Below are 26,992 nucleotides of genomic sequence, written 5' to 3' on the forward strand. Positions count from 1 at the left end.
GAGGTCAGGACGCCAGGCTCCGCAGTCGGCCGGCGGCCTCCTGAAGGACGTCGTCGCGCTTGCAGAAGGCGAAGCGGACCTGGCTGCGGCCGGCCTCGGGGTCGTCGTAGAAGACGGAGTTGGGGATGGCGACGACGCCGCAGCGTTCGGGGAGCGCTCGGCAGAAGGTGTAGGCGTCCTTCTCGCCCAGCGGGGCGATGTCGGTGGTGATGAAATACGTGCCCTGGGGCTGGTAGACCTCGAACCCGGCTGCGCGCAGGCCGTTGCCGAGCAGGTCGCGCTTGCGGCGGAGATCGGTGCGGAAGCTGTCGAAGTACGAGTCCGGCAGGCAGAGCGCCTCCGCGACCGCGTACTGGAACGGGCCCGATGCCACGTACGTCAGGAACTGCTTGGCCGAGCGCACCGCCGTCACCAGTTCCGGTGGTGCCGTCGCCCAGCCGACCTTCCAGCCGGTGAAGGAGAAGGTCTTGCCGGCCGAGCCGATCGTCACCGTGCGCTCCCGCATGCCGGGGAACGTGGCGAGGGGCAGGTGCTCGGCGTCGTCGAAGACCAGGTGTTCGTACACCTCGTCCGTGACCACCAGCAGGTCCCGCTCGACGGCCAGCTCCGCGATCGCCGTCAGCTCCTCGCGTGTGAGCACCGTGCCGGTCGGGTTGTGCGGGGTGTTGACCAGCAGCAGCCGGGTCCGGTCGGTGACCGCGGCGCGCAGCTCGTCGAGGTCCAGGCGGAACGCGCCCTCGTGGGGGCGCAGCGTGACCGGTACCCGCCTGCCGCCCGCCATGGCGATGCAGGCCGCGTAGGAGTCGTAGTACGGCTCGAAGGCGACGACCTCGTCACCGGGCTCCAGCAGGGCGAGCAGGGCGGCGGCGATGGCCTCGGTGGCGCCCGCCGTGACCAGCACCTCCGTGTCCGGGTCGTACGACAGCCCGTAGCGCCGCTGCTGGTGCGCGGCCACCGCGGTACGCAGCTCGGGGATGCCCGGTCCTGGCGGGTACTGGTTGCCCCGCCCGTCGCGCAGCGCCCGTACGGCCGCCTCCCGGATCTCCTCGGGGCCGTCGGTGTCGGGGAATCCCTGGCCCAGGTTGATGGACCCGGTCCGCACGGCCAGGGCGGACATCTCGGCGAAGATCGTCGTTCCGAACTCGGCGAGCCGGCGGTTGAGGAACGGGCGTGCGCTGGAGGTCATGGCGGCCATCCTGCGCCGAAGCTCTGGAGTTCCTCAAGTGTGCTTTGGCCTCCGGACGCGGTGGGCATGTCCGGATCACGCAACGAGCGAGGCGCCCACCGGGGGCTGCTTCGGGGGAACTTCCGGGGGCGACCCCGGGGAGTCGGAAGGAGGGTGACGCCATGGTCATCGGCATCATCCTGACGGTGATCGGGGCGCTGTTCGTGGCGTCCCTGGTCTCCGCCGCACGCAGGAACGCCGGGCAGAAGCCGTACGCCAAGCGGTCCGGGTGCCGGTCGTCGCGGTCGCTGGGCAGCCGCGGCAACGGCAGTGGCAGCGACGGGGGCGTCAGCTGGTGGGCCGCGGCGGGGGACAGCGGTTCGTCGTCCGGCGGGCACCACTCGGGCGGGCATCATTCCGGTGGTCACCACTCCTGCGGTGGTGGGCACTCCTGCGGCGGTCACTCCTCGTGCGGTGGCTCGTCGTGCGGCAGCGGATGCGGCGGAGGCAGCTGACACGGGGCAGCCGAGCTCCGGAGGGGGAGCCGTATCCGTACACGCGCCCGTCGGGAAACTGTTCCCGGCGGGCGTTGTGGCACCCGCTCATGCGCCCCGGCGCACGCAGTGGTTGAACAGTTGAGTGGTTAAGCCCTCTGAGGGATGGAAAGCCCGCGAAGTTGGGTAAAAACGCTAGTGGCCGAACCACCGTTCATGATTCCCTCTACCTCACCGACGCAGCCCCTCGGACGTCCCGCACACACCTCTCCCGAACTGGGCTGACCGGACCGGTCTCCCTGTGTCCCACCGGGGTGGGCCGGCCCATGCCTTCCTTCCTTATCTCTTTCTTTCTTTGCGTGCTAGCGGAGCCGATCCATGCTCACGACCCTGAACACCTCCTACACCGATACGCGCGCGGCGGACCTCGCCTGGGCCCTGGGGCGTGAGCCGCTGCCCGCACTGGCCATGCTGGATCTCGAACTGGCGGGCACAAAGCTGCAGTTGCGGCTTCTCGGCGCGTCCCACCAGGTACTCCTGGAGGAAGAACGAGGTATCTGCTCGGAGACGGTGGCGTGCATCGCCGGCTCCAGCACGCCCCTGCCGCTCGGCGTCGCCAAACGGGTCGACGACTGGGAGTACGAGTTCGCGGCCCGCGTCGAGGTGCTGTCGCCGGGGTCCTTCGCGGGCCGCGCCCAGGAGTTGCTCGCCCTGGTCTCCGACCACCCCAACGGGCTGGCCGGTGTCTTCCCCGGCAGCCCGCACGCGTTCACCGCGATGCTGGCGCAGCGGCACGAGGGCCAGGTCCACTGGCGTACCTGGCATGCCTACCCGCAGGACGGCCAACTGGTCGCGACCCGGACGAGAGTGGGGGCGCGCCGGTCGGCGCTGGCCCGCATCGCCTGAGCGCTCGCAAACGCTTCATGCCCCGACAGTCCCTGTTTCCACACGTGTGGGTGACATGGTGTGCCGCACCCGTGACGTAACGTCGCAGTCGTGATCGAACCGCACGCCCCGGCCCCGCCCGGTACGGCGCCGCCCCGGGACCGCCCCGCCAGGCTGCCCGTCCGGCCGGGCACCGGCCGGTTCCTCGTCCTCGCGGGCGTCTTCGTCTGCGCGGCCTGCGGACTCGTGTACGAACTCGAACTGGTCGCCCTGGCCTCCTACTTGATGGGCGACTCGGTCACCCAGGCCTCCGTCGTGCTGTCCGTCATGGTGTTCGCGATGGGCATCGGCTCGCTCGCCGCCAAGCGACTGCGCAGGCACGCCGCCATCGGGTTCGGTGTCATCGAGGGAGCGCTCGCCCTCATCGGCGGCTCGAGCGCCATGGCGCTGTACGCGGTCTTCGCCTGGACCGGCGACTGGGGCGGCGTGTGGGCCAGCGGCCCGCGCTGTCTGCTGGTCGGCTTCTCCCTCGCCATAGGGCTGCTGATCGGCGCCGAGGTGCCGCTGCTGATGGAGCTGATCCAGCGCATCCGCCACCAGGACGCGGGCGGCGCGGTCGCCGACCTGTTCGCGGCGGACTACGTCGGCGCACTGGTCGGCGGCCTCGCCTTCCCCTTCCTGCTGCTGCCGGTGCTGGGTCAGTTGACGGGCGCCCTGTTCACCGGCGCGGTCAACGTCGTCGCCGGGGGAGCCCTCGTCCTCGGTCTGTTCCGGCGCGACCTGACCCCGCGCGGCCGCCGGCTGCTGCTGGTCGCCAACCTCACGGTGCTCGGCCTGCTCGCCTCGGCCGCCGCCCTGGTCGGCGACTTCGAACGGGCCGCCCGGCACGCGGTGTACGGCAAGGACGTCCGCGTGGCGCTGCAGACCGGCGTCCAGGAAGTGGTCCTCACCGGCGGGGTCCACGGCCGCCCCCTGGACCTGTACCTCGACGGCCGGCTCCGGGTCAGCGGCCGCGACGAGCGCCGCTACCACGAGGCGCTGGTCCACCCCGCGATGACCGGTCCGCACGCGCGCGTGCTGATCCTCGGTGGCGGCGACGGGCTCGCCGCCCGCGAGGTGCTCCGGCACCCGGGTGTGGACCGGGTTGACATCGTCGAACTCGACCCGGCCGTCGTCCGGTTGGCGCGCAGCGACCCCGCGCTCGCCCGGCTGAACGAGCACGTCTACGCCGACCCGCGCGTGCACGTCACCACGGCCGACGCCTTCTGCTGGCTGCGCGGCGCGCCACCGGCGGCGTACGACGTCGTCATCGAGGATCTGCCCGACCCGGGCATCACGGCGAGCACCAAGCTGTACGCGCAGGAGTTCTACGGCCTGGCCCGCCGGGCTCTCACACCCGGCGGCCGTCTGGTGGTGCACGCGGGGCCGGTCTCCTCCCGCCCGCGCGTGTTCTGGACCGTGGAGGCGACGATCCGCGCGGCCGGGCTGCGCACCGTCCCGTACCGGGTGAGCGGCCGCGACTCCGCCTTCGCCGCCGGACCCGACCGTACGACCGGAGCCTCGCCCGCCCCTCACGACTGGGGCTTCGTACTGGCCGCTCGCACTGATCCGGCTCCGCGCCTCGACCCGTACGCTCCCCGGCCGCGCACGCTCACCCCGGCCTCGCTGACGGCGGACGTCCGCGCGGCGGACCGGACCCGCATCCGCGGCCTGCCGCCGTCCACACTGATCGACCCCGGGTACGCGGACTGAAAAACCGTTCCGGTCGCGGCCCCCGGCGAGGGCGGCACCAACACCGGGCGAGCAGAAAGCGACGGGAGCGTATCCCCGGCTCCCAAACTGGGTACCCTCGGCTGACATGGAGCACGAGGTGTTCGTTCCGGTTCCGGCCCCGCGGGTGCGGGCGGCGCTCGCCGACCCCGCACGGATCGCCCGGGCGGTTCCCGGGCTCCAGCGGGACGCGGGCACCGAAGCCGTCGCCGGACGCCTGAAGGTGCGGATCGGCAGCCACTCGATCACCTACCGCGGCGCCCTCCGCGTCTCCACCCGCGACGACGGTTCGTACGCCGTCGAGGGCGACGCGACCGAGTCACGCGGCACCGGCTCGGTCAAACTCGCGCTCACGCTGCGCGTCCGCGACGCCGCCGACGGCTGCGTCCTCACCTTCGACGGCACCGCCACCGCCGACGGCCGGGTCGCGGAGCTGCCGCAGGACGCGGTGCACTCCGCCACGACCCGCCTGCTGAACCGTTTCGCGGAAAATCTGGCGTCCGGGGCGGATGAGGCCGAAGCCGAGTCCGGGCCCGGTGCGGGGCCCGAGACCACCGAGTCCCTGGCCACCGAGGACTTCGCCCCGCTGTCGACCGGGGACTTCGAAGCCACGCCCGACGCCGACGACGCCCCGGTCCCCCCGGCCTCGCTCAACTCGTTCGACGCCGAGGCTGACGAGGACGCCCAGGGCGCCGAAGACGCCGAGGCAGCTGAGACCACCGAGGCCACCGAGGACGACACCGAAGCCGGTGCCGAGCCGGAAGCCGGTGCCGAGCCGGAAGCCGGTGCCCAGGCAGAAGCCGGTGCCGAGCCGGAAGCCGGTGCCGAGCCGGAAGCCGGTGCCGAGCCGGAAGCCGGTGCCGGCGCAGGACCGCGTCCCGTCTCCGAGGACTTCGCGGAGGCCGCCGAGCCGCCCGCCGAGGCGGCGCACGCGCGGCGGACGATGATCGGGCGCAGCGCGGAAGAAGTGGACCACGCCCCACCGCGCGGCCGCTACGCCCCCGTCCCCGCCCCGCTCACCGTCTCCACCAACCCCACCCTCCGCTGGGCCGCCCCGGCGGCGGCGCTGGTCGTGGCATCGGCGATCGTCGTGGGCCGCGTCCTGCGACGCCGCCGCTGACCGAACCGGTCCCGCGCCCCGCGGCGCGGCACGTCCTCTTGATCGGCCCAGTAGCCTCGTCGCGTGAGTAACGAAGACATCACGCTGACCGCGGGCGACGCGGAAGCGATCGTGCAGCCGGGCAACGGGGGCCGCATCGGAGGGCTCCGTGTCGGCGGCCTCGAACTGCTCCGCCAGGGCGAGCGATTCGGCTGCTTCCCGATGGTCCCCTGGTGCGGCCGCATCCGCGACGGCCGCTTCCGCGACGGCGCGGCCGTCCACCAGATGCCGCTCAACTCCCCGCCGCACGCCATCCACGGCACCGCCCGCGACGGCGTCTGGCGCACCGCCCGCACCAGCCGGAACGAGGCCGTCATCACCTACGACCTCGTCGACCCCTGGCCCTACTCCGGCCGCGTCACCCAGGCGGTCACCCTGACCGAGGGCGCCCTGACGCTGACGATGTCCGTGGAGACGTACGAATCGTCCTTCCCGGCCCAGATCGGCTGGCACCCGTGGTTCAACCGCAACCTCGGCGCGGAGGACGCCCGTCTCGACTTCCATCCGGCCTGGCAGGAGGAGCGCGGCGACGACCACCTGCCCACCGGCCGCCGCATCGACCCCGGGCCCGGCCCCTGGGACGACTGCTTCGGCATGCCCTCGGGCGTCGACGTCTCCCTGACCTGGCCCGGCCAGCTGGAGTTGAAGGTGACCAGTCGCGAGGAGTGGGTCGTCGTCTACGACGAGCAGGAGGCCGCCGTGTGCGTGGAGCCGCAGACCGGCCCGCCCAACGGCCTGAACACCCTTCCGCGCCTGGTCACGCCCCTGGAACCGCTGGAGGCGGCAACGACCTGGAGCTGGCGCCGCCCTTAAGCTGGCTGCCATGAGTGACGTCAACGCAATGCCGTCGGGCACCCGCGGCGAGCTGCTGCAGCAGATCAAGGACAAGGCCGTGGTGCACGGCAAGGTGACCCTGTCGTCGGGCAAGGAAGCCGACTACTACGTCGACCTGCGCCGCATCACCCTCGACGGCGTGGCCGCCCCGCTGGTCGGTCAGGTCATGCTCGACCTGACCGCCGACCTGGACTACGAGGCCGTCGGCGGCCTCACCCTGGGCGCCGACCCGGTGGCCACCGCGATGCTGCACGCCTCGGCCGCGCGCGGGAAGACGCTCGACGCGTTCGTCGTGCGCAAGGCCGGCAAGGCGCACGGCCTGCAGCGCCGTATCGAGGGCACCGAGGTCGCGGGCCGCCGGGTGCTGGCCGTCGAGGACACCTCCACCACCGGTGGCTCGGTGCTGACCGCCGTCGAGGCGCTGCGGGAGGCCGGTGCCGAGGTCGTCGCGGTCGCCACGATCGTGGACCGGGCCACGGGCGCGGCCGAGGCGATCGCCGAGAAGGCGGGCGTGCCGTACGTGTTCGCGTACTCCAAGGACGACCTGGGTCTGGACTGAGACACCCGGTCATCCACAGGCTGGACAGGGTGACCGAAGCATCCGGCTCCGTCTGCGAAGATGGGGCCGACGATGACGTCACCCCCTAGGTCAGGGCCTTAAACACGCAGCACGCAACCCGCACATACAAGGAGCGGACAGATGCCCATCGCAACCCCCGAGGTCTACAACGAGATGCTCGACCGGGCGAAGGCAGGCAAGTTCGCCTACCCGGCCATCAACGTGACCTCCTCGCAGACCCTGCACGCGGCCCTGCGCGGTTTCGCGGAGGCGGAGAGCGACGGCATCGTCCAGATCTCGACCGGTGGTGCCGAGTTCCTGGGCGGCCAGTACAGCAAGGACATGGTCACCGGCGCCGTGGCGCTGGCCGAGTTCGCGCACATCGTCGCCGAGAAGTACCCGGTCAACGTGGCGCTGCACACGGACCACTGCCCGAAGGACAAGCTCGACGGGTACGTACGCCCGCTGCTCGCGCTCTCCGCGAAGCGTGTCGAGGCCGGCCTGAACCCGCTGTTCCAGTCGCACATGTGGGACGGCTCGGCGGAGACCCTCGCCGACAACCTCGCCATCGCCCAGGAGCTGCTGGAGCAGGCCCGCAAGGCCAAGATCGTCCTCGAGGTCGAGATCACCCCGACCGGCGGCGAGGAGGACGGCGTCTCGCACGAGATCAACGACAAGCTGTACACCACCGCCGACGACGCGATCCGCACCGCCGAGGCCCTGGGCCTTGGCGACAAGGGCCGCTACCTGCTGGCCGCCTCCTTCGGCAACGTGCACGGTGTGTACAAGCCGGGCAACGTGCAGCTCCGCCCCGACCTGCTGAAGGAGCTGAACGAGGGCGTCGCCGCCAAGTTCGGCCTCCCGGCCGGCAGCAAGCCCTTCGACTTCGTCTTCCACGGCGGCTCCGGCTCCACCGCGGAGGAGATCGCCACCGCCCTGGAAAACGGCGTCGTGAAGATGAACATCGACACGGACACCCAGTACGCCTTCACGCGTCCGGTCGCCGACCACATGTTCAAGAACTACGACGGCGTCCTGAAGGTCGACGGCGAGGTCGGCTCCAAGAAGACCTACGACCCGCGCACCTGGGGCAAGGCCGCCGAGGCGGGCATGGCCAAGCGCGTCGTCGAGGCCTGCGGCAACCTGCGTTCCGCGGGTACGAGGATCAAGTAACCGATGCGGTGACGGACCCGGTGCGCCAGGCGCCGGGTCCGTCGTCCATCTGGCCCAAAGACGGCCGGCGCGGGATGATCCCCTCATGGCTGTCATCGCACAGCACGCCCCCGCCGCGCGGGTCTCCACCCCCACCGGTCGCTGGATCCTGCTGACCACCGTGCTCGGTTCCAGCATGGCCCTGCTGGACTCGACCGTCGTCAACGTGGCACTGCCCCACATCGGCCAGGCCCTGAACGCGAGCCTGGCCACCCTCCAGTGGACGGTCAACGCCTACCTGGTCACCCTGGCCGGGCTGATCCTCCTCGGCGGCTCCCTGGGCGACCGCTACGGCCGCCGGAAGATCTTCGTGCTGGGCGTGGTCTGGTTCGCCGCCGCCTCGCTGCTGTGCGGCCTGGCCCCGACCGCGGGCATCCTCGTGGCCGCCCGCGCCCTCCAGGGCGTCGGCGGCGCCCTCCTCACCCCGGGCTCGCTCGCCCTCATCCAGGCCTCCTTCCATCCCGACGACCGGGGCAGAGCGGTCGGTCTGTGGTCGGGCTTCGGCGGCGTCGGCGCGGCCGTCGGCCCGTTCCTGGGCGGCTGGCTGGTCGACGGCCCCGGCTGGCGCTGGGTCTTCCTGCTCAACGTGCCAGTGGCCCTGCTCTGCGTCCCCATCGCGATCCGGCATGTCCCCGAGTCCGCCGACGGCCGCAGCCACGGCCGTTTCGACGTGCTCGGCGCGGGCCTCGGCGCCCTCTCCCTCGCTCTGGTGACGTACGCCCTCATCGAGGCCCCCGGCGGCTCCGTGGCGGTGCCGCTGACCGCGGTCGCCGGGGTGGTCGCGGGCGTTGCCTTCGTCCACGTCGAGAAGCACCGCTCCGACCCGATGGTGCCGCTCGACGTCTTCGCCTCCCGCCAGTTCACCGCGGTCAACCTGGTCACGCTGTGCGTCTACGCGGCCTTCGGCGGCTTCTTCTTCCTCACCGCGCTCCAGCTCCAGGTCGTGGCCGGCTACTCCGCGCTGCAGGCGGGCACCGCCCTGCTGCCGACGACCGTCCTGATGCTGCTGTTCTCGGCCCGCTCGGGCGCCCTCGCCGACCGCATCGGGCCCCGGATCCCGCTCACCGTCGGGCCACTGCTCTGCGCCGCGGCGATGCTGCTGATGCTGCGGGTCGGCAAGAACGCCGACTACCTCACCGACGTCCTCCCGGCCCTGCTGGTCATGGGTGCCGGCATGGTCACGCTGGTCGCCCCGCTGACGGCCACCGTCCTCGCCTCCGTGGACACCGCGCGCGCGGGCCTGGCCAGCGGCATCAACAACGCGGCGGCCAGGGCGGCCGGTCTGATCGCGGTAGCCGCGCTGCCGCTGCTGGCGGGGATGGGCCCGGAGGCCTACCGCTCGGCGGACGCCTTCGACGCATCGTTCCGGCGGGCCATGCCGATCTGCGCCGGGGTGCTGGTGGTGGGAGCGGTGCTGGCGTTCACGACGGTGCGCCGCCCGCCCCGGGACTGCCGCCGCCCGGAGTGCCGCACCCACGGCTGTGTGACGGCCCCGCCGCTGGAGCCGGGCCGCCGTGCGGCGGCCGACGCCCCGGACGGCCCCCGGCCGGCCCCGGCGGACGGCCCCCGGGCGGATCCGGCCGACGCCCCCGGGACGGAGCACTCCCGCGGCCCCGGGACGGAGCACTTCCGCGGCCCCGGGACGGAGCACTTCCGCGGCCCCGGGACGGAGCACTCCCGCGGCCCCGGGACGGAGCACTTCCGCCCCCCTCGCGAGGACACCGTCGACCGCCCCCCGGACCGATGACGTCGACCGCCCCCCGGAACGATGCCGCAGACTGAACCCATGACCATTCACGAGAACCTCCTGGGCGGCCCGCCCCCCACCCACCTCCCCGACGACCCGGAGCCCCGCGAGCTCCTCGCCAAGGGCACCGCCCCCGCCGAGGTCGCCGCCAAGCACCCGGCGTCCTCGCTCGCGTGGGCTCAGTTGGCCGACGACGCCTTCGAGCGGGGCGCGGCCGTGGAGTCGTACGCGTACGCCCGTACGGGCTACCACCGTGGACTGGACGCCCTGCGCCGCAGCGGCTGGAAGGGCCACGGCCCGGTGCCCTGGGAGCACGAGCCGAACCGCGGCTTCCTGCGTGCCCTGCACGCCCTGGCCCGCGCCGCCGAGGCGATCGGCGAGCAGGAGGAGTACGAGCGCTGCTCGCAGTTCCTGAAGGATTCCTCGCCGACGGCCGCCCAGACGCTGGGCTGAGGGCGTTCGCGCCTCCGCCCGGATGCTGGGCCGAGGCCGTTCGCGCCTCCGCCCGGATGCCGGGCCGAGGCCGTTCGTGTTCCGGGCCCGCCTGTGTGACCAGGCGGGCCTTGCGATCCTTGCGCGTGATGCGCAGGATGCGGGTGGGGACCGGGGCCCCCGTGCCGGCATCGGCAGGGGCGGACCGCTACCCGGAGTACATGCAGGAGACAGCGATGTCCCAACAGGCTCATCAGTCCTCGGAGACTCAGGAGCCCGAGGCCCCGCATCTCGACTTCGAAGGCACGACGCCCTACGAGGACTACGTCAAGGCGGACGTGCTCACCCACCTCCAGCACACCCTCTCCGACGACCCCGGAGAGATGGTCTTCCTGGTCACGACCCAGGTGATGGAGCTGTGGTTCACCGTCATCGTCCACGAGTGGGAGACCGCGGCGCGCGCCCTGCGCTCGGACGACGTCGCGACGGCGATCGCCGCGCTGAAGAGGTCGGTCCGGGAACTGGAGGCGCTCAACGCCTCCTGGAAGCCGCTCGGCCAGCTCACGCCGGCCCAGTTCAACTCCTACCGCGGCGCCCTCGGTGAGGGCTCCGGCTTCCAGTCGGCGATGTACCGCCGCATGGAGTTCCTGCTCGGCGAGAAGTCGGCGTCGATGCTGGTCCCGCACCGGGGCGCGCCGCGCGTGCACGCCGAACTGGAGAAGGCGCTGTACGAGCCGAGCCTCTACGACGAGGTGCTGCGAGTGCTCGCCCGACGCGGGCACGCCGTCCCGGACGCGGTGCTGAGCCGTGACGTCTCGCGGCGCTACGAGCCCTCGGAGGACGTCGAGGCCGTCTGGGCGGCGATCTACTCCGGGGACGAGTCCGACGAAGTCGCCCGTCTGGGCGAGGCGTTGAGCGATGTCGCCGAGCTGGTGTGGCGCTGGCGCAACGATCACCTGGTCGCCACCCGCCGCGCAATGGGCGCCAAGGCCGGTACGGGCGGCTCCGCCGGGGTGGCCTGGCTGGAGAAGCGCGCGCAGAAGAACGTGTTCCCCGAGCTGTGGACGGCGAGGTCCCATGTCTGAACTCGCCGTGAAGGCTCAGAAGCTGGACGCGGCGGACGAACTGGCCGCACTGCGGGACCGGTTCGTCCTCGACCCGGGGTCCGATCGGGTGGCCGACGCCGCGGGCGTGTATCTGGACGGGAACTCGCTGGGTGCCCTGCCCGCTTCCGTCCCCGACCGGGTCGCCGACGTCGTACGCCGCCAGTGGGGCGAGCTGCGCATCCGCTCCTGGGGGGAGAGCGGCTGGTGGACCGCGCCCGAGCGGATCGGCGACCGGATCGCCCCGCTGGTCGGGGCGGCGCCGGGCCAGATCGTGGTGGGCGACTCGACAAGCGTCAACGTCTTCAAGGCACTTGTGGCCGCGGTGCGGCTGGCCCGGGAGCCCGGCCACGGTGGCCGCCGGGACGAGATCCTGGTGGACGCGACGACGTTCCCCACGGACGGGTACATCGCGCGGTCGGCGGCCCGTATGACGGGCTGCGCGCTGCGGCCGGTGACGCCCGAGGAGGTTCCCGGCGCGCTGACCGACCGCACCGCCGCGGTGCTGATCAACCACGTCGACTACCGCACCGGCCGCCTGCACGACCTGCCGTCGCTGACGGCCGCGGTGCACGAGGCGGGCGCCCACGCCGTCTGGGACCTGTGCCACAGCGCGGGCGCGCTGCCGGTCGGGCTGGACGAGCACGGGGTCGACCTGGCGGTCGGCTGCACGTACAAGTACCTCAACGGCGGCCCCGGTTCACCGGCTTACCTGTACGTCCGCAAGGAGCTCCAGGACCGTTTCGACTCTCCGCTGCCCGGCTGGAACTCGCACGCCGAACCCTTCGGGATGCACCCGGAGTACGAGCCGGCGCCGGGCGCCCTGCGCGGCCGGGTCGGCACCCCCGACATCCTGTCCATGCTCGCCCTGGAGGCGGCGCTGGAGGTGTGGGACGGCGTGACGATCGAGGCCGTACGGGCCAAGTCCCTGGCGCTGACGGACTTCTTCCTGGAGTGCGTCGCCGAGTACGTCCCCGCCGGGCGCGTGGAGTCGCTGACCCCGCGGGCCCACGCGGAGCGGGGAAGTCAGGTGGCCCTGCGCTGCGCCGACGCCGGGGACGTGATGAAGCGGCTGATCGAACGGGGGGTGGTCGGCGACTTCCGCCACCCGGACGTGCTGCGCTTCGGCTTCACACCGCTCTACGTCGGATTCGGTGACACCGAACGGGCGGCGCGGGTGCTGGCGGAGACGCTGGCGGTGTAGCCGCAGGGTGCCCAGGTACGGATGGTCGTACGCGGACCGTCGGGTGCGGACGGTCGTGCCTGGGCTGCTGCTCCAAGAGCCGAACGGGGAGCCCCCGTTCAACCCTCACCGTGCGTGACAACCCCATGTCCGCGCGCGTCACTGGCCTGATACCGTCCCCGCCATCGGCCGAATTCACTCCTGGTCCGCAATTCCGTCACGTCGCTGAGAGGTTGGAACATGCCGGACGCCGCCGCACCCCGCGATGCCGCAGAACCGGGCGGGCAGGGACGGACGCCTGGGCCGGGTCGGGGGAGCGCCGGCCGTGACGCGGCGGCGCGCGCCGCCGCGGAGGAGGAGTCGGCCTTCTCGCACGCCCCCGTGGACCCCGACACCACGGCCGCGTACGGCGACCACCCCGACCAGGTCGTCGACTTCTACGCGCCGCGCACCACCGGCGCCCCGGTGCCCTCCTCCGGGGCCCCGCTCGTCGTGGTCCTGCACGGCGGCGCCTGGCGCTCTCCCTATGATCGCCGGCACATCACCCCGTTCGCGGACTTCCTCGCCCGGCACGGCTTCGCCGTGGCCAACGTCGAGTACCGGCGCGGCAGCGCCACCCCGGCCCAGCCCGGCGGGGCGCACGTCGCGGGCCGCTGGCCCGACACGTTCGACGACGTCGCGGCCGCGTTCGACGCCCTGCCCGCGCTGGTACGGGAGGCGCTCCCGCAGGCCGACCCGCGCCGCACGGTGATCACCGGCCATTCGGCAGGCGGGCACCTGGCCCTGTGGGCGGCGGCCCGGCACGTCCTGCCCACGGACGCGGTCTGGCGCACCGACCGCCCCGCGCCCCTGCGGGGCGTGGTCGCCCTCGCCCCGATCGCGGACTTCTCCGTCGCCGAGAAGCTGGACGTGTGCGCGGGCGCGGCTCGCCAACTCCTCGGCGGCAAGGACGCGTTCGCGGAGCGTCGGCCGTACACCGATCCCGCGCTGCTGCTGCCGACGGGCATCGCGACGACCGTGGTTCAGGGACGTACGGACGTGGTCGTACCGCAGGCGGTCGCGGAGTCGTACACGGAGGCGGCCGCGAAGGCGGGCGAGGTGGTGGGCCTGACCCTCCTGGAGGACGTCGGCCACTTCCCCCTGATCGACCCGGCGGCGGACGCGTGCGCGGTGGTGGTGGAGGAGATCGCCCAACTGGCTTGGTGAGAACGGGACTTGGGGGAGAGGTCGGCCGGGCTCCGGGGGCTCGGGGCGCGGCCGATTCGCTGGGGACCGCCGGTCCGGTCAGGACCCCCGTCATACCCGTAATACCTGAGAGCTACGGCCCGGAACACCTCCCCGGCGGGACGCGAGCGACAGACCCGGATCCGTAATTTCCCTTCCAGGCAAGCCCGATGGCCGGGCGGACCGGAGGGGGGAGCCATGGCGCTCGACGAGCCGAGGAGCCGGGGCGGCAGCCCGGCGAAGCACCCGACGCCGGACGACCCGGCACACACGCGACCCGAACCGCCCCGGCACGCACGGAGATGGCGCCGAGCCCTCCTCGCCGTCCTGATCACCGCGGCCGTCGTGGTCCCCCTGTCCGCCGCGACCCGGCCCCGCATCCCCGCCCCCGCTCCGGCGACCCTCGCTCCCCCGACCCGGACCACCCTCACGGCGGCCTACGACGCGAACCGCGCCAACGCCGCGCAGGCATCCCGCATGGCCGCCGCGCACGGCGACACGCATCGCGCGGCCGTCGACCGGGCCCTGGCGGCACCGTCCCGTCGGCTGCTCTCCTTCGACGGCCGCGGCTCCGGCCGGGTGACGGAGGTCGTCGGCGACCTGGCGCGCGCCGACCGCATCGCGGTCCTGGTCCCCGGCTCCGACACCTCGCTCGACACCTACGGCCGGTTCCGCGCCGACGCCACCGCCCTGGACCAGGAGCTCACCCTGGAGGAGGCCGGAGCCCGTACGGGAAGCCGCGCCGCGGTCGTGGCCTGGCTCGGCTACGAGACACCGGGCACCGTCAGCTCCACGGTCATCACCCCGGGCCGCGCCGGACAAGCCGCCCCGCACCTGCGGCGGTTGATACGCGACCTGCGTGCCGTGACGGGCCGCGGAGCGCACATCACCCTGGTGTGCCACTCGTACGGCTCCGTGGTGTGCGGCCGTGCCGCCGCCGGTCTGGACGTGAACGACATCGCCCTGCTCGGCAGCCCCGGCACGGGCGCCGACTCCGTCTCCGCGCTGCACACAAGCGCCCGGGTGTGGGCGGCCAGGGGTGCCGACGACTGGGTGGCGAACGTCCCGCATGTCAGCGCCGACGTCTTCGGCACGACCGTCGGCCTGGGCGCCGACCCCGTGTCGCCCTCCTTCGGCGCCCGCGTCTTCACGGCCGGCCGCGGAGGCCACAGCGCCTACTTCCTCCCCGGCTCACCGTCCCTCACCAACCTGGCCCACATCGTCCTGGGTGACACGAAGGGGGTGCGCCGTGGCTGACCTCCGCACCGCGGCTCTCCGCATCGAGGAAGCCACCCCCACCCACCGGGACCGGGCGGTGGACGCCCTCCGGGCCGTGGCCATCCTCGGCGTCGTCCTGGGTCACTGGCTGGTCACCGCCCTCATGGCGGACACGGACACCCGGGCCCGCCCCACCCTCCACACCGTGAGCCCCCTGCACTACATGCCCTGGCTCGCCCCCATCTCCTGGGCCTTCCAGACCCTCGCCGTGTTCTTCCTGGTCGGCGGGCATGTCGCCACCCGCAGCCACGCCTCGGCGCAAGCCCGCGGCATCCGCTATCCCCAGTGGCTGCGCACCCGTCTGTCCCGTCTGTTCAAGCCGGTCGCCGCCGTGCTGACCCTCTGGACGATCACCGCCGTCGCCCTCCTCCTCACCGGCGCCGACCCCGACACGGTTCGCGCTCTGGTCAAACTGGCCCTGTCCCCCTTGTGGTTCCTCCTGGTCTTCGCCGCCCTGACCGCCGCCACCCCGCTCCTGGCCCGGCTCAACCCGCTGTGGCCCCTGGCCGTCGTTCTCCACGTGGACCTCCTGCGCTTCGGCCTCGGCGCCCCCTCCTGGCTCGGCTGGCTGAACCTCGCGGCCGGCTGGCTGGTGCCGTACACCCTCGGCGCGGCCTGGACCCGCGGCGAGCTGGAGGGCCGACGCGCGGGCTGGATCCTGCTGACCGGCGGCGCGGCGGCGACCACGGTCCTGGTCGCGTGGGCGGGTTACCCGGCGTCGATGGTCGGCGTTCCGGGCGCGTCGATCTCCAACCTCAACCCGCCGACCCTGGCCGCCGTCACCTTCGGGCTGGCCCAGTGCGGTCTGGCGCTGCTGCTGCGCGACCGGCTGCGGCGCGCGATGCGCCGTCCCCTGGCCTGGGCGGCCGTGGCCCTGGTGAACCTCTCCGCGATGACGATCTTCCTCTGGCACCAGACGGCACTGATGGCGACCACCGCCGCCGGCCTCCTCGCCGGCCACCTGCCAGGTCTGCACACCGCCCCCGACGGTCTGGGCTGGGTGGCGGTCCGCCTGGCCTGGCTCCCGGTCTTCGCCCTGACCCTGGCGGTGTGCTGGACGGCGTTCCGCACCTACGAACAGGGCCCCCGCCGACCCGGGAACCGCCCGTCCCGAGTGATCCGCGCCCACAGCGGCAAGCGGCCGACGACCACGGGGACGACCCACCGTGCCTAGGGTTGGCGGTGTGCTTCACCGCCTGCGCACGACCCTCGGCGAGTCCCCCTCCCCGCTCTCCCCACCCCTGTCGAAGTACCGCTGGCTGCGCGGTCTGACCTACCTCGTGGCTTGCTGGATCGGCCTCGGCGTGGCCCTGGCCGGCGGCAACGAGATCAGAGACGACTACCAACTCGGCCTCGGTGTGGGCCTGCTGGCCGGCTTCGCCCAGGGCACGTCCGTGGTCCTGGCACTCTGGCGGCCCGCCTACGCCTGGACGTTGTCACTGACCGCCACGGTGGTCACCGCCCTGGCGGCGCGGGCATCTCTCATGCCGACCCCGTCGCCCGTACCGGGGCCGGGGCCGGGGCCGGGGTCGGCGCCCAACTGGCCCTGGACCACGCCGGAGGTACTGGCCCACACCGCCGTGTTCCTCCTCCTCGCGCTGCGCCTGCCCACCCGCCGGGCGATCGCGGCCCTGGCCGCCTCGGGGCTGACGACGTACGTCCTGCAAGGAGTCGTGAGCGCCCAGAATTACACGCCGACCGGCACCGTGGCGGTCGCCCTCTTCGCCGTGGCCGTCCTCGTCGGCAGCGCTCTGCGCGGCCGCCGCGAGGCCCGCTCCCAGCTGGTGAAGCAGACGACGATCACCGCCGAGGAACGGGCCCGCCGCACGCTGCTCGAAGAACGCAGCCGCATCGCCCGCGAACTGCACGACGTCGTCGCCCACCACATGTCGGTGATCTCCATCCAGGCCCAGGTCGCCCCCCACCTGGTCGAGAACCCCTCGGAGGAGCTGAGGGAGAACCTCGCCGGCATCCGGCAGAACGCCCTGGAGGCACTCGCCGAACTGCGCAGGGTGCTCGGCGTGCTGCGCTCGGAGAACCCCGAGGACCCCTACGGCCTCGGCGGACCGGCCACCGGAGCCGCCCCGGACGCCCCCCAGCCCACTCTGCGCCGTCTCGACGCCCTCATCGACAACACCCGCGCCGCCGGGCTGACGGTCGCCGCGGACATCAGGGACATGCGGCGCGAGGAGCAGCCCTACCCACCCGGCGTGGAACTGTCGGCGTACCGGATCATCCAGGAGGCCCTCAGCAACGCGTTGCGGCACGCGCCGGGCTCGACGGTACGGGTCGAAGTCACCCACTTTCCCAAAGGCCTGTACCTGGGCGTCGTCAACTCCCGCCCCCTGCAACACGTTCCGCCCTCCCCGGGCGCCGGGCACGGTCTGCTGGGCATGCGCGAGCGGGCGGCGATGCTGGGCGGCCACGTGACGGCGACGAGGACGCTGCACGGCGGGTTCGCCGTCTCGGCCTTCCTGCCCCGGGACGGCAGCACACCCGCCGACGAGCTCGATCCTCCGGAGGTGCCCGTGGTCTACGACCACCCGGCCGGTCTGCCCGTTGTATACGTCGAGCGGCCCGGCCCGCCGGCCGGGCCCGCCACCAGCACCTCACCCCGGACAGGAGAAGAGACTCCATGACCAGCGGCAGCATCCGCGTACTCATCGCCGACGACCAGCAGATGGTCCGTCAGGGCTTCACCGTGCTGCTCAACACCCAGCCGGACATCGAGGTGGTCGGCCAGGCGGTGGACGGTCTGGACGCGGTCGCCAAGGTCGCGGAGCTCCTCCCGGACGTCGTCCTCATGGACATCCGCATGCCCGAGCTCGGTGGCATCGAGGCCACCCGCCGCATCACCGAGAAGACCCCGGCCATAAAGGTGCTGGTGCTCACCACCTTCGACCTCGACGAGTACGTGTACGACGCGCTGCGCGCGGGCGCGTCCGGCTTTCTGCTGAAGGACGCCTCCGCGGACAAGCTCGCCGAGGCGGTCCGGGTGGTGGCGGCGGGCGACGCGCTGCTGGCCCCGGGGGTCACGCGCCGGCTGATCGCCGAGTTCTCCCGGCTGAACGGCACGCCCCGCGCCCCGTTGAAGGAGCGGGTCGGCGACCTGACCGAACGGGAGACGGAGGTGCTCACCCTGATCGCCCAGGGCCTGTCGAACGCGGAGATCGCCGAGTACCTCGTGGTGGCCGAGCAGACCGTGAAGACCCACGTCGGCCGGATCCTGGTCAAGCTGGGCCTGCGAGACCGCACACAGGCGGCGGTGTTCGCCTACGAGTGCGGGCTGGTGCGGCCTTCCGGGTACTGAGCGCGGACGCGACGGGCGCAACGGCGCTTCGGGCGCGGGCGGCGCCGACGGCACGACGGGTGCGGGTGGCGCCGACGGCCGCGACGGTTGCGGGCCCGCACCTCGCCGGCCGCCGGGGCCGTTCACCGTCGCCGTCCCGGGCGCGTTCGACGCGTGGCTGCTCCTGTTGCGCGACCACGATACGAGGCCCCTCGCCGAGGTGCGGCGCCGACGGGCGCGACGGGCGCGGGTGGGTGCCGACGACACGACGGGTGCAGGTGGGTGCCGACGGATGCGACGGTTGCGGGTGGGTGCCGACGGCACGACGGGTAATGACGCGCGCGAGGGATGCCGGCGGGCGCCGGCGGCTACCGGCGGGCGGCGGCGGGCGGCGGCGGACGCACGGCGTACCCGTAGTACCTGAGACGGATTCCCAAGTACCCCTCTCACTGGTGACGACCGCGACCCCCGCCTGCGCCTACCGTTTTCACCGTGACCGAGACGACGCAGACGCAGACGACGCCGGACGGTGCGTTCAGCCCGCACACGCCGCGCAGCCCGGAGGCACGGGCTGCGATGGACGCCCTGCGTGGGCTGCGGCAGGACCTGTTCCACGAGGCGTTCGCCTACCGCCCACTGCCCCGCAGGAGCGCCCCCGGCCCGCTGAGCATGCGGCTGTCCGGCCGCTTGCGGGGGTACACGGCCTGGACGCGGCACGCCCTGGTGGTCGGAGCCGGACTGCTGGCGATGGCCGTCGCCTGGGCGGCCGCCGACGACAGCCCGGCGGCCCCGGTGTCCGCCCTGCTGGCCCTGGTCCCGGTGCTGCTCACCCTGGTCCGCCCGGTCGGAGCCTTCTGGCTGTCCCTGCTGGCGACCACGGCCTCGTCGGTGGTCGCCGGCACCTTCGGCGACTGGCCCTGGCAGCCGGGCAGCTTCGTCTCGCACCTGACGGTGCTCACGGTGGTGGCCATACGCACCCGGCCGCGCGCGGCAGCGTGGATGTGGCTGCTCACCGCGGCCTACGCCGTCGCCGTCGAGGCCGTCTTCGGCTACCGACTGAGCAACAACTCGGGGCCGATGCTGGTCCTTTCCGCCCTTGCGCTGCTGGCCGTCACCATCTGGCACATACGCCGCCACGCCGAGCAGGAGGTGACCGCCCAGCAGACGGTGACCGCGCACGAGCGGTCCCGCCGCACCCTGCTGGAGGAGCGCACCACCATCGCCCGCGAGCTGCACGACGTCGTGGCCCACCACATGTCCGTGGTCGCCATCCAGGCCGAGGCCGCCCCCTACCGGGTGGAGAACCCACCGCCGGAGCTGGAGAAGGCCTTCGCCACGATCCGGGAGAACGCGGTGGCGGCGCTCACCGAGCTGCGCCGTGTCCTCGGCGTGGTTCGCGCCGAGGACTACGAGGCCCCGGAGGCCCCGCAGCCCACACTCGCCGACCTCGACGCTCTGCTGGCCAACGTGCGGGAGGCCGGGCTGAGCGTGGAGAAGGTGGTGACGGGCGCGGTGCGTGAACTCCCGCAGGGAGTTGAGCTGTCGGCGTACCGGATCGTGCAGGAGGCGCTGAGCAACACCCTGCGGCACGCGCCCGGCGCGAGCGCACGGGTCGAGATCGGCTATGTGCTCGGCGGGCTCGGCCTGCGCATAGTCAACGGCCCGCCGCCCGAGCCCTCCCTGCTCAGACCCTCGCCCGGAGCCGGGCACGGCATCACCGGCATGCGCGAGCGCGTCTCGATGCTGAGCGGCGAGATGACGGCGGGCCCGGCGAACGACGGGGGCTACGAGGTGGCCGTGTTCCTGCCGGTCGCCACGGTGATCGAGCGCGCGGACGACGACGAGGCCGGTGCATGACGACGGGCACCATCCGCGTACTGATCGCGGACGACCAGATGATGGTGCGAGAGGGCTTCTCGGTCCTGCTGAACGCGATGCCGGACATGGAGGTCGTCGGCGAGGCCGTCAACGGGCGGCAGGCCGTGGAGCGGGTGCGGGAACTCGCCCCCGACGTGGTGCTGATGGACATCCGCATGCCGGAGATGAACGGCATCGAGGCGACCCGGGAGATCGTCGCCGCGGACAGCGCCGCCAAGGTGCTGGTGCTGACCACGTTCGACCTCGACGAGTACGTCTATCAGGCGCTGCGGGCGGGAGCCTCCGGTTTTCTGCTGAAGGATGCCTCGGCGCGCCAACTGGCCGACGGGGTCCGGGTGGTGGCGGCCGGCGAGGCACTGCTGGCGCCCTCCGTCACCAAGCGGCTGATCACGGAGTTCTCGAAGCTGTCCGAGACCCCACGCCTGGTGCCCACCGCACAGGCGGCGTACGGAGACCTGACCGATCGGGAGACGGAGGTGCTGGTTCTGATCGCACAGGGGCTGTCGAACGCGGAGATCGCCGGACGGCTGGTGGTCGCAGAGTCGACGATCAAGACCCATGTGAGCCGGATCCTGGTGAAGCTGGGCCTGCGGGACCGGACCCAGGCCGCCGTGTTCGCCTACGAGGCGCGCCTGGTCACACCGGGGTGAAGCGCAGGGCCCCGGCAGTAACGCCCGCAGCCGGGAGACCCCTGGTCAGACCGGGGGAGGCCGGGCTAGCGTCCGTCCATGGCAGCTGTTTCGGACCTCGCTTTCGACCCCTGGGACCCGGCGTTCGTGGCCGACCCCTACTCCGCCTACGCCGAGCTGCGGGCCCGGGGGCGCGTTCTGTACTACGAGCCCACCGACCAGTGGCTGGTCCCGCACCACGCGGACGTCTCGGCGCTGCTGCGGGACCGACGGCTCGGCCGGACGTACCAGCACCGCTTCTCGCACGAGGACTTCGGCCGTACACCGCCCCCGCCCGAGCACGAACCGTTCCACGTGCTCAACGACCACGGGATGCTCGACCTGGAGCCGCCGGACCACACCCGCATCCGGCGCCTGGTGTCGAAGGCGTTCACGCCGCGGACGGTGGAGCGGCTCAAGCCGTACGTCCACGGCCTGGCGAACGAGCTGGTCTCCGCCCTGGTGGAGGCGGGCGGCGGCGACCTGCTCGCGGACGTCGCCGAACCGCTGCCGGTCGCCGTGATCGCCGAGATGCTCGGCATCCCCGAGTCGGACCGCGCCCAGTTGCGGCCCTGGTCGGCGGACATCTGCGGCATGTACGAGCTGAACCCGTCGCAGGAGACGGCGGCCAGGGCGGTGCGGGCGTCGGTGGAGTTCTCGGACTACCTCGGGGAGCTGATCGCGGATCGCCGTAAGGAACCGGGCGACGACCTGATCTCGGGGCTGATCGCCGCGCACGACGAGGGCGACCGCCTGACGGAGCAGGAGATGGTCTCCACGGCGGTGCTCCTGCTGAACGCCGGGCACGAGGCCACGGTGAACGCCACCGTCAACGGCTGGTGGGCACTGTTCCGCAACCCCGGTCAGCTGGCGGCCCTGCGTGCGGACCACTCGCTGATCCCGTCCGCCGTCGAAGAGCTGATGCGTTACGACACACCCCTCCAGCTCTTCGAGCGCTGGGTGCTGGACGAGGTGGAGATCGACGGCACGACGATCCCGAGGGGAGCGGAGATCGCGATGCTGTTCGGCTCGGCCAACCACGACCCGGCGGTCTTCTCCGACCCCGAGCGCCTGAACCTCGCCCGCGGGGACAACCCCCACATCTCCTTCAGCGCGGGCATCCACTACTGCATCGGCGCTCCCCTGGCCCGTATCGAGCTGGCCGCCTCGATGACGGCCCTGCTGGAGCGGGCCCCGACGCTCGGCCTGGCGGCGGAGCCGGAGCGGAAGCCGAACTTCGTGATCCGGGGCCTGAAGGGACTGAGCGTGGAGCTCACCTGAAGGGTGCGGGGTGTGCCGAGGGGCGGTGTCAGGTGGTCAGGTCCCGCCGTCGCAGCCCGGCGAGCCCTCCGGCCACCAGCGCGAGTGCGAGCCCCACGAGCACGCCCACCGGCCCCCACTGCATCCGGCCCCCCGGCAGCTTGGGCAGGTGCCCGAACGGCGACAGGTCCAGCACCGCCTGCGGAACGTCCAGCGCCGGCCCGACCCAGCCGAGCAGCAGGACCGCCCCGGCCACCCCCCACGCGGCCATCGCACCCCGCGGCAGGAGGCCGTGGAGCAGGACCGCGATCCCACCGATCACCCACACCGCCGCCGCCTGCACCAGGCATGCGCCCAGCACCGGGCCCACCTCCCTGCCGTGGCCGACGGCGAGGCCCAGCCCCGCCAGCAGCATGATGAGGACCGAACCGCCGAAGGCGATCACCAGGTGACCGGCGGCCCAGCGCAGCCTGCCCACCGCGCCTGCCAGCACCGGTTCCGCGCGACCGGAGGTCTCCTCCCCGTGCAGCCGCAGCACGGAGGAGACCACGTACAGCGCGGCGATCAGGCCGAGCATCCCGACCATGGAGGCGAGAAACGCGTCTGTCAGACCCGACTGGCCGCCCATCCTCCGGAAGATCTCCCGCGCCTTGTCGTTGTTGCCGACCAGCTTGGCCGCGCCGTCCGTCATGCCTCCGTAGACGACTCCCGCGAGGAAGAAGCCGATGCTCCAGCCGGCGATGCTGCCCCGCTGCAGTCGCCAGGCCAGCGCGCCCGCGCTCGCGAGCCCGCCCTCCGCCGGGCCGATGGGAGTCCCCCCTGCCCGAGCGAAGCCGAGAACTCGGGGGAGGGTGGGCAGGAAGCTCGTGCCCACGTCCCGGCGCCCCGCCAACCGGTAGGCGACTGCGGCCTGGACGGCCGTCGCCGCGGCGAACAGGAGCAGCAGCCACCAGCGTTCGGCCGCGAAGGGCCGCAGGTTCTCCAGCCAGCCCAGCGGTGACAGCCAGGTCAGTACCGAGGAGCCGTCGGTACGCGCCGAGTCGCCCGCCGCGCGCAGCACGAAGGCCGCTCCCAGTACGGCCGCCGTCAGTCCCCGGGCCAGCCGCGCGCTCTCCGTCAGCTGCGCGAGGATCGCCGCCATGGTGGCGAAGACCATGCCCGCGCCCGCGATACCCGGTCCGAAGGCCACCGCGCCGGAAATGCCCTGGCCGGCCAGGCCGACGGTGACCACCAGGGCGGTCGCCGCGTTGGCGACCGCCGCCGCCAGCAGTGCGGCCGTCAGTGGCGCCCGGCGGCCCACCGCTCCGGACGACACCAGCTCCTGGCGCCCGCTCTCCTCCTCGTCCCGGGTGTGCCGTACGACGACGAGCAGGCTGGTCACGGCCGCGAGCGCGCCCGCGTACACGCCAACCCGCCAGGCCGTCAGCGCACCCAGCGAGTCGTCGAAGACCGGGCCGACCACGGCGCGCAGGGAGCTGTTGGTGGCCATCTGGTGCATCAGGTCGGCGCGTTGGGCCGCGGTGCCGTACAGGCTCCGCAGGGTCTTGGGCATGGAGAGGACCATCAGCGCGTTCACCGCGACCCAGACCGGCATCATCACGCGGTCGCGGCGCAGGGCGAACCGCAACAGGGTCGCGGTGCCGGCGAGTTGACGGGAGCCCCGGGCCCGTACGGTGACGGCCGGGGCGGCCGCGGCGGTCATCGGGCCACCGCCTCGTTGCCCTGGCCCGACTCGCCCTGGCCCGACTTGTCCTCGCCCGATTCGTCCTGGCCCGACTTGTCCTGGTAGTGCCGCAGAAACAGCTCCTCCAGCGTCGGCGGGGTCGAGGTCAAGGACCGTACGCCCGACTCGCTGAGCGACCGGAGCACTTCGTTCAGCTTGTCGGTCTCCACCTGGAGGCGGACCCGGCGGCCCTGTACGTCCAGGTCGTGCACGCCGGGCAGGGCGGACAGGCCGTTGGGCGGACCGGCGAGTTCGGCCGTGACGCTGGTACGGGTGAGGTGGCGCAGGTCGGCCAGCGAACCGCTCTCCACGGTCCGCCCCTTGCGGATGATGCTCACCCGGTCGCAGAGTTCCTCGACCTCACTGAGGATGTGGGAGGAGAGCAGAACGGTCCGCCCGCGGTCCTGTTCCTCCTCCACGCACCGCTGGAACACCTCCTCCATCAGCGGATCGAGGCCCGAGGTCGGCTCGTCGAGGATCAGCAGGTCGACGTCCGAGGCGAGGGCGGCGACCAGGGCGACCTTCTGCCGGTTGCCCTTGGAGTACGTCCGGCCCTTCTTCGTCGGGTCCAGCTCGAACCGCTCGATCAGCTCCGCCCGGCGCCGCTTGTCGAGCCCTCCGCGCAGTCGGCCGTAGAGGTCGATGACCTCGCCGCCGGAGAGGTTGCGCCACAGCGTGACGTCGCCGGGGACGTAGGCGATCCGGCGGTGCACCTCGACCGCCTCGGTCCACGGGTCGCGTCCCAGCACCTGCGTGGCCCCGGAGTCGGCGCGCAGCAGGCCGAGCAGCACGCGGATGGTGGTGGACTTGCCGGCGCCGTTCGGGCCGAGGAAGCCGTGGACCTCGCCGGTCTCGACCTCCAGGTCGAGGCCGTCCAGGGCCTGTGTCCGCCCGAAGGACTTGTGGAGGCCGGAGGCCGTGATTGCCTTCGTCATGGTTCGGAACGTACGCTATTTTCAGAAATTTGTGAAGTTAAGGAAGGCTGTGAATCACGGATAGGGTGGTGAGATGACGAATGAGGCGGCACGGGACCCGGAGGCGGTCTCGACGTTCGTGGAGAGCTTCGCGGCGCAGCTCGTCGAGGCCGGTATGCAGCGGATGCCGGCTCGGATCTTCGCCGCGCTGCTCTCCTCCGACTCGGGTTCACTGACCTCGGCGGAGCTGGGTGAGCAGCTCCGGGTCAGCCCGGCCGCGGTGTCCGGCGCCGTGCGCTATCTCGCCCAGCAGCACATGGTCGCGCGGGAGCGCGAACCCGGTTCGCGGCGGGAGCGTTACCGGGTGCACAGCAACCAGTGGTACGAGGCGCTCACCAACCGCGAAGCGGTGATCAAGAGGTGGGAAGGGGCCCTGCGGGAGGGGGTCACCAGTCTCGGCGCCGACACGCCGGCGGGACGCCGCATGGCCGAGACGCTCGCCTTCTTCGAGTTCGTCGACGGCGAGATCGCGGCCATGATGGAGCGCTGGCGCGTGCACCGCGCGGAGCTCTTCGGCGAGGGCTGAGCCCTGGGACGAGGTGCTGAGCCCTCGGACGAGGTGCTGCGCCCTCGGGCGAGGTGCTGCGCCCTCGCCGGGGGCTGAGCCCTCCGGAACCCCCCGCAGGGGGCTACCGCTCCTTCGTCTCCTCCAGCACCGTCCGCCCGAGGAGCGCGTACCGCTCGGGTGACGTCCGCTTGAGGTACTGCGCATAGCCGACGCCCACCGCGGCGACCAGCGCGACCAGCCACGGTGTCGCCTTCAGCACCAGGGAGCCGGACTCGGGACCGGCCGCGACGCCCATGTTGGACGCCAGCAGCACGACCACGGCCAGCATCGCCACGCCTCCGGCGAGCGGTGCGGCGGTGGTCCGGAACCAGTGACGGCTCTCGGGGTGGTGCGAGCGGAAGTACACGAGCACCGCGAAGGAACACACCGCCTGCACCAGCAGGATCGCCATCGTGCCGAGGATGGCGAGCAGGACGTAGGTCCCGGTGTACGGGTCCTTGCCCGCGATCCAGAACGCGGCGATCAGCACCCCGCTCACCACCGTCTGCACCAGGCCCGCGATGTGCGGGGAGCGGTGCCGGGCGTGGGTGCGGCCGACGGTGTTCTTCAGGGCGGGCAGTACGCCTTCGCGGCCGAGGGCGTACATATAGCGGGCGGCGCAGTTGTGGAAGGCCATGCCGCAGGCGAGTGAGCCGGTGATCATCAGCCACTGCATCACGACCACCGCCCAGTGGCCGACGTAGTGCTCGGTGGGGTCGAAGAAGAGGGCGAGCGGGTTCGCCGACGACGCCGCCTTCACGGCCTCCGCCTCGCCGTTGCCGGTGATGGCCATCCAGGAGACGAAGACGTAGAAGACACCTACGCCGAGGACGCTGATCATCGTGGCCCTGGGGATGATCCTCTTCGGGTCGCGGGACTCCTCGCCGTACATCGCGGTGGACTCGAAGCCCACCCAGGACCAGAAGGCGAAGAAGAGGCCGAGCCCGGCCGACGTGCCCCTGAAGGCGTTGACGGGGTTGACCGGGGCGAGGGTGAAACCGTGCGGGCCGCCACCGTGCAGGGCCACGGACACCGCCATGGCCGCCAGCACCGTCACCTCCGTGGCGAGCAGCGCCACGAGCAGCTTCTCGGCGACGGACACCCCGAACCAGGTTCCCGTCGCGTTGATCGCCAGCATCACCAGCGCGAAGACCCACCACGGCACGTGTACTCCGGTCTGGTCCCCGAGCGTGGTGGTGGCGAAGGTCGAGAAGATGCCGATCAGGGCCGGCTCGAAGACGACGTACGCGAAGGTGGCGAGCAGCCCGGCGGCGAGGCCGACGGTGCGGCCGAGACCGTAGGAGATGAAGCCGTAGAAGGCGCCGGTGGAGGTGATGTGCTTCGCCATCGAGGTGAAGCCGACCGAAAAGATTGCCAGGACGACCATTGCGACGAGGTAGCTCGCCGGGGCGCCGACGCCGTTGCCGGACGACACCATGAAGGGCACGTTGCCGGTCATCGCGGTGATCGGGGCAGCGGTCGCGATCGCCATGAAGACCACGCCCAGTAGCCCAACAGCGTTGGGTTTCAGCCGGTGAAGCGTTCCTTCCTCATCCGCCTTCGCCGCCGGGGCGACGCCCTCGTCCACTGCCATCGGGTGGCCCCTTC

Annotated in this window: 24 protein-coding genes; 20 read left to right on the plus strand and 4 right to left on the minus strand. The window is 72.5% G+C overall.

Annotation, left to right across the window (positions count from 1 at the left end; all coding sequences use genetic code 11):
- Positions 1-4: 4 nt before the first annotated feature.
- Positions 5-1,195, minus strand: coding sequence for a pyridoxal phosphate-dependent aminotransferase (locus tag AB0A61_RS01705; protein ID WP_361284395.1), 1,191 nt, complete (start codon positions 1,193-1,195; stop codon positions 5-7).
- A 152-nt stretch (positions 1,196-1,347) separates the two neighbouring features.
- On the opposite strand from AB0A61_RS01705, the gene AB0A61_RS01710 reads away from it, so the two are divergent.
- The 19 genes from AB0A61_RS01710 to AB0A61_RS01800 all read left to right on the plus strand — a co-directional run bounded on the left by AB0A61_RS01710 (position 1,348) and on the right by AB0A61_RS01800 (position 22,161).
- Positions 1,348-1,680 carry a hypothetical protein gene (locus AB0A61_RS01710; protein WP_361284398.1) on the plus strand — a complete coding sequence of 111 codons (333 nt, stop codon included), beginning with the start codon at positions 1,348-1,350 and terminating at the stop codon, positions 1,678-1,680.
- A 357-nt stretch (positions 1,681-2,037) separates the two neighbouring features.
- Positions 2,038-2,565, plus strand: coding sequence for a DUF2617 family protein (locus AB0A61_RS01715; protein WP_361284401.1), 528 nt, complete (start codon positions 2,038-2,040; stop codon positions 2,563-2,565).
- A 90-nt stretch (positions 2,566-2,655) separates the two neighbouring features.
- Positions 2,656-4,296 carry a polyamine aminopropyltransferase gene (locus tag AB0A61_RS01720; RefSeq protein WP_361284404.1) on the plus strand — a complete coding sequence of 547 codons (1,641 nt, stop codon included), beginning with the start codon at positions 2,656-2,658 and terminating at the stop codon, positions 4,294-4,296.
- A 106-nt stretch (positions 4,297-4,402) separates the two neighbouring features.
- Entirely contained in the window at positions 4,403-5,434 is a 1,032-nt protein-coding gene (locus tag AB0A61_RS01725; RefSeq protein ID WP_361284406.1) for an SRPBCC domain-containing protein, read from the plus strand.
- Positions 5,435-5,497: 63 nt separating this feature from the next.
- Complete coding sequence (locus AB0A61_RS01730) at positions 5,498-6,286, plus strand: aldose 1-epimerase (protein ID WP_361284409.1); 789 nt, start codon at positions 5,498-5,500, stop codon at positions 6,284-6,286.
- Between the two features lie 28 nt (positions 6,287-6,314).
- Positions 6,315-6,866, plus strand: coding sequence for an orotate phosphoribosyltransferase (gene pyrE / locus AB0A61_RS01735; RefSeq protein ID WP_361284992.1), 552 nt, complete (start codon positions 6,315-6,317; stop codon positions 6,864-6,866).
- Positions 6,867-7,007: 141 nt separating this feature from the next.
- Positions 7,008-8,039, plus strand: a complete 1,032-nt coding sequence (gene fbaA / locus AB0A61_RS01740; RefSeq protein WP_361284412.1) for a class II fructose-bisphosphate aldolase — start codon at positions 7,008-7,010, stop codon at positions 8,037-8,039.
- A gap of 85 nt (positions 8,040-8,124) precedes the next feature.
- Positions 8,125-9,825 (plus strand): MFS transporter, encoded by a 1,701-nt coding sequence (locus tag AB0A61_RS01745; RefSeq protein ID WP_361284415.1) that lies wholly within the window; start codon positions 8,125-8,127, stop codon positions 9,823-9,825.
- 39 nt (positions 9,826-9,864) lie between these two features.
- Entirely contained in the window at positions 9,865-10,278 is a 414-nt protein-coding gene (locus AB0A61_RS01750; RefSeq protein WP_361284418.1) for a DUF3151 domain-containing protein, read from the plus strand.
- A gap of 215 nt (positions 10,279-10,493) precedes the next feature.
- Positions 10,494-11,342 (plus strand): tryptophan 2,3-dioxygenase family protein, encoded by an 849-nt coding sequence (locus tag AB0A61_RS01755; RefSeq protein WP_361284421.1) that lies wholly within the window; start codon positions 10,494-10,496, stop codon positions 11,340-11,342.
- On the plus strand, positions 11,335-12,564 hold the full coding sequence (kynU, locus tag AB0A61_RS01760) for a kynureninase (RefSeq protein ID WP_361284424.1): 1,230 nt from the start codon (positions 11,335-11,337) through the stop codon (positions 12,562-12,564). The genes AB0A61_RS01755 and kynU overlap by 8 nt, the downstream gene beginning before the upstream one ends.
- Before the next feature lie 219 nt (positions 12,565-12,783).
- Positions 12,784-13,749 (plus strand): alpha/beta hydrolase, encoded by a 966-nt coding sequence (locus AB0A61_RS01765; protein ID WP_361284427.1) that lies wholly within the window; start codon positions 12,784-12,786, stop codon positions 13,747-13,749.
- Between the two features lie 216 nt (positions 13,750-13,965).
- Positions 13,966-15,024, plus strand: coding sequence for an alpha/beta hydrolase (locus tag AB0A61_RS01770; RefSeq protein ID WP_361284430.1), 1,059 nt, complete (start codon positions 13,966-13,968; stop codon positions 15,022-15,024).
- The gene (locus tag AB0A61_RS01775; protein ID WP_361284433.1) at positions 15,017-16,219 is read left to right on the plus strand and encodes an acyltransferase; all 1,203 of its coding nucleotides are present in this window, start codon (positions 15,017-15,019) and stop codon (positions 16,217-16,219) included. Before AB0A61_RS01770 ends, AB0A61_RS01775 begins: the two co-directional genes overlap by 8 nt.
- A 22-nt stretch (positions 16,220-16,241) precedes the next feature.
- Complete coding sequence (locus tag AB0A61_RS01780; RefSeq protein WP_361284995.1) at positions 16,242-17,684, plus strand: sensor histidine kinase; 1,443 nt, start codon at positions 16,242-16,244, stop codon at positions 17,682-17,684.
- Positions 17,681-18,355 carry a response regulator transcription factor gene (locus AB0A61_RS01785; protein WP_361284436.1) on the plus strand — a complete coding sequence of 225 codons (675 nt, stop codon included), beginning with the start codon at positions 17,681-17,683 and terminating at the stop codon, positions 18,353-18,355. Before AB0A61_RS01780 ends, AB0A61_RS01785 begins: the two co-directional genes overlap by 4 nt.
- Before the next feature lie 471 nt (positions 18,356-18,826).
- On the plus strand, positions 18,827-20,191 hold the full coding sequence (locus AB0A61_RS01790) for a histidine kinase (RefSeq protein WP_361284439.1): 1,365 nt from the start codon (positions 18,827-18,829) through the stop codon (positions 20,189-20,191).
- Positions 20,188-20,862, plus strand: a complete 675-nt coding sequence (locus tag AB0A61_RS01795; protein WP_361284442.1) for a response regulator transcription factor — start codon at positions 20,188-20,190, stop codon at positions 20,860-20,862. The genes AB0A61_RS01790 and AB0A61_RS01795 overlap by 4 nt, the downstream gene beginning before the upstream one ends.
- A 78-nt stretch (positions 20,863-20,940) precedes the next feature.
- The gene (locus tag AB0A61_RS01800; RefSeq protein ID WP_361284445.1) at positions 20,941-22,161 is read left to right on the plus strand and encodes a cytochrome P450; all 1,221 of its coding nucleotides are present in this window, start codon (positions 20,941-20,943) and stop codon (positions 22,159-22,161) included.
- Between the two features lie 28 nt (positions 22,162-22,189).
- On the opposite strand, the gene AB0A61_RS01805 is transcribed toward AB0A61_RS01800, so the two are convergent.
- A complete protein-coding gene (locus tag AB0A61_RS01805) occupies positions 22,190-23,842 on the minus strand; it encodes an ABC transporter permease (RefSeq protein ID WP_361284448.1) in 1,653 nt (550 codons plus the stop codon).
- Positions 23,839-24,798 (minus strand): ABC transporter ATP-binding protein, encoded by a 960-nt coding sequence (locus tag AB0A61_RS01810; protein ID WP_361284451.1) that lies wholly within the window; start codon positions 24,796-24,798, stop codon positions 23,839-23,841. The genes AB0A61_RS01805 and AB0A61_RS01810 overlap by 4 nt, the downstream gene beginning before the upstream one ends.
- Positions 24,799-24,871: 73 nt before the next feature.
- Between AB0A61_RS01810 and AB0A61_RS01815 the strand changes: the two genes are divergently transcribed.
- Entirely contained in the window at positions 24,872-25,363 is a 492-nt protein-coding gene (locus AB0A61_RS01815; protein ID WP_361284454.1) for a MarR family transcriptional regulator, read from the plus strand.
- Positions 25,364-25,466: 103 nt separating this feature from the next.
- Here AB0A61_RS01815 and AB0A61_RS01820 read toward each other — a convergent pair whose 3' ends face one another.
- Positions 25,467-26,978 carry an APC family permease gene (locus tag AB0A61_RS01820; protein ID WP_361284457.1) on the minus strand — a complete coding sequence of 504 codons (1,512 nt, stop codon included), beginning with the start codon at positions 26,976-26,978 and terminating at the stop codon, positions 25,467-25,469.
- Positions 26,979-26,992: the final 14 nt, after the last annotated feature.

This window comes from Streptomyces sp. NPDC046197, from assembly GCF_040646295.1.
Classification (GTDB): Bacteria; Actinomycetota; Actinomycetes; order Streptomycetales; family Streptomycetaceae; genus Streptomyces.

Bases quoted from the DNA above. Each gene is read 5' to 3' on its own strand.
- AB0A61_RS01765 (WP_361284427.1), top strand. From the start codon at position 12,784: ATGCCGGACGCCGCCGCACCCCGCGATGCCGCAGAACCGGGCGGGCAG.
- AB0A61_RS01725 (WP_361284406.1), top strand. From the start codon at position 4,403: ATGGAGCACGAGGTGTTCGTTCCGGTTCCGGCCCCGCGGGTGCGGGCG.
- AB0A61_RS01805 (WP_361284448.1), bottom strand. From the start codon at position 23,842: ATGACCGCCGCGGCCGCCCCGGCCGTCACCGTACGGGCCCGGGGCTCC.
- AB0A61_RS01815 (WP_361284454.1), top strand. From the start codon at position 24,872: ATGACGAATGAGGCGGCACGGGACCCGGAGGCGGTCTCGACGTTCGTG.
- AB0A61_RS01705 (WP_361284395.1), bottom strand. From the start codon at position 1,195: ATGGCCGCCATGACCTCCAGCGCACGCCCGTTCCTCAACCGCCGGCTC.
- AB0A61_RS01810 (WP_361284451.1), bottom strand. From the start codon at position 24,798: ATGACGAAGGCAATCACGGCCTCCGGCCTCCACAAGTCCTTCGGGCGG.
- AB0A61_RS01770 (WP_361284430.1), top strand. From the start codon at position 13,966: ATGGCGCTCGACGAGCCGAGGAGCCGGGGCGGCAGCCCGGCGAAGCAC.
- pyrE (WP_361284992.1), top strand. From the start codon at position 6,315: ATGCCGTCGGGCACCCGCGGCGAGCTGCTGCAGCAGATCAAGGACAAG.
- AB0A61_RS01745 (WP_361284415.1), top strand. From the start codon at position 8,125: ATGGCTGTCATCGCACAGCACGCCCCCGCCGCGCGGGTCTCCACCCCC.
- AB0A61_RS01795 (WP_361284442.1), top strand. From the start codon at position 20,188: ATGACGACGGGCACCATCCGCGTACTGATCGCGGACGACCAGATGATG.
- AB0A61_RS01785 (WP_361284436.1), top strand. From the start codon at position 17,681: ATGACCAGCGGCAGCATCCGCGTACTCATCGCCGACGACCAGCAGATG.
- kynU (WP_361284424.1), top strand. From the start codon at position 11,335: ATGTCTGAACTCGCCGTGAAGGCTCAGAAGCTGGACGCGGCGGACGAA.
- AB0A61_RS01710 (WP_361284398.1), top strand. From the start codon at position 1,348: ATGGTCATCGGCATCATCCTGACGGTGATCGGGGCGCTGTTCGTGGCG.
- AB0A61_RS01755 (WP_361284421.1), top strand. From the start codon at position 10,494: ATGTCCCAACAGGCTCATCAGTCCTCGGAGACTCAGGAGCCCGAGGCC.
- AB0A61_RS01800 (WP_361284445.1), top strand. From the start codon at position 20,941: ATGGCAGCTGTTTCGGACCTCGCTTTCGACCCCTGGGACCCGGCGTTC.
- AB0A61_RS01820 (WP_361284457.1), bottom strand. From the start codon at position 26,978: ATGGCAGTGGACGAGGGCGTCGCCCCGGCGGCGAAGGCGGATGAGGAA.
- AB0A61_RS01715 (WP_361284401.1), top strand. From the start codon at position 2,038: ATGCTCACGACCCTGAACACCTCCTACACCGATACGCGCGCGGCGGAC.
- AB0A61_RS01750 (WP_361284418.1), top strand. From the start codon at position 9,865: ATGACCATTCACGAGAACCTCCTGGGCGGCCCGCCCCCCACCCACCTC.
- fbaA (WP_361284412.1), top strand. From the start codon at position 7,008: ATGCCCATCGCAACCCCCGAGGTCTACAACGAGATGCTCGACCGGGCG.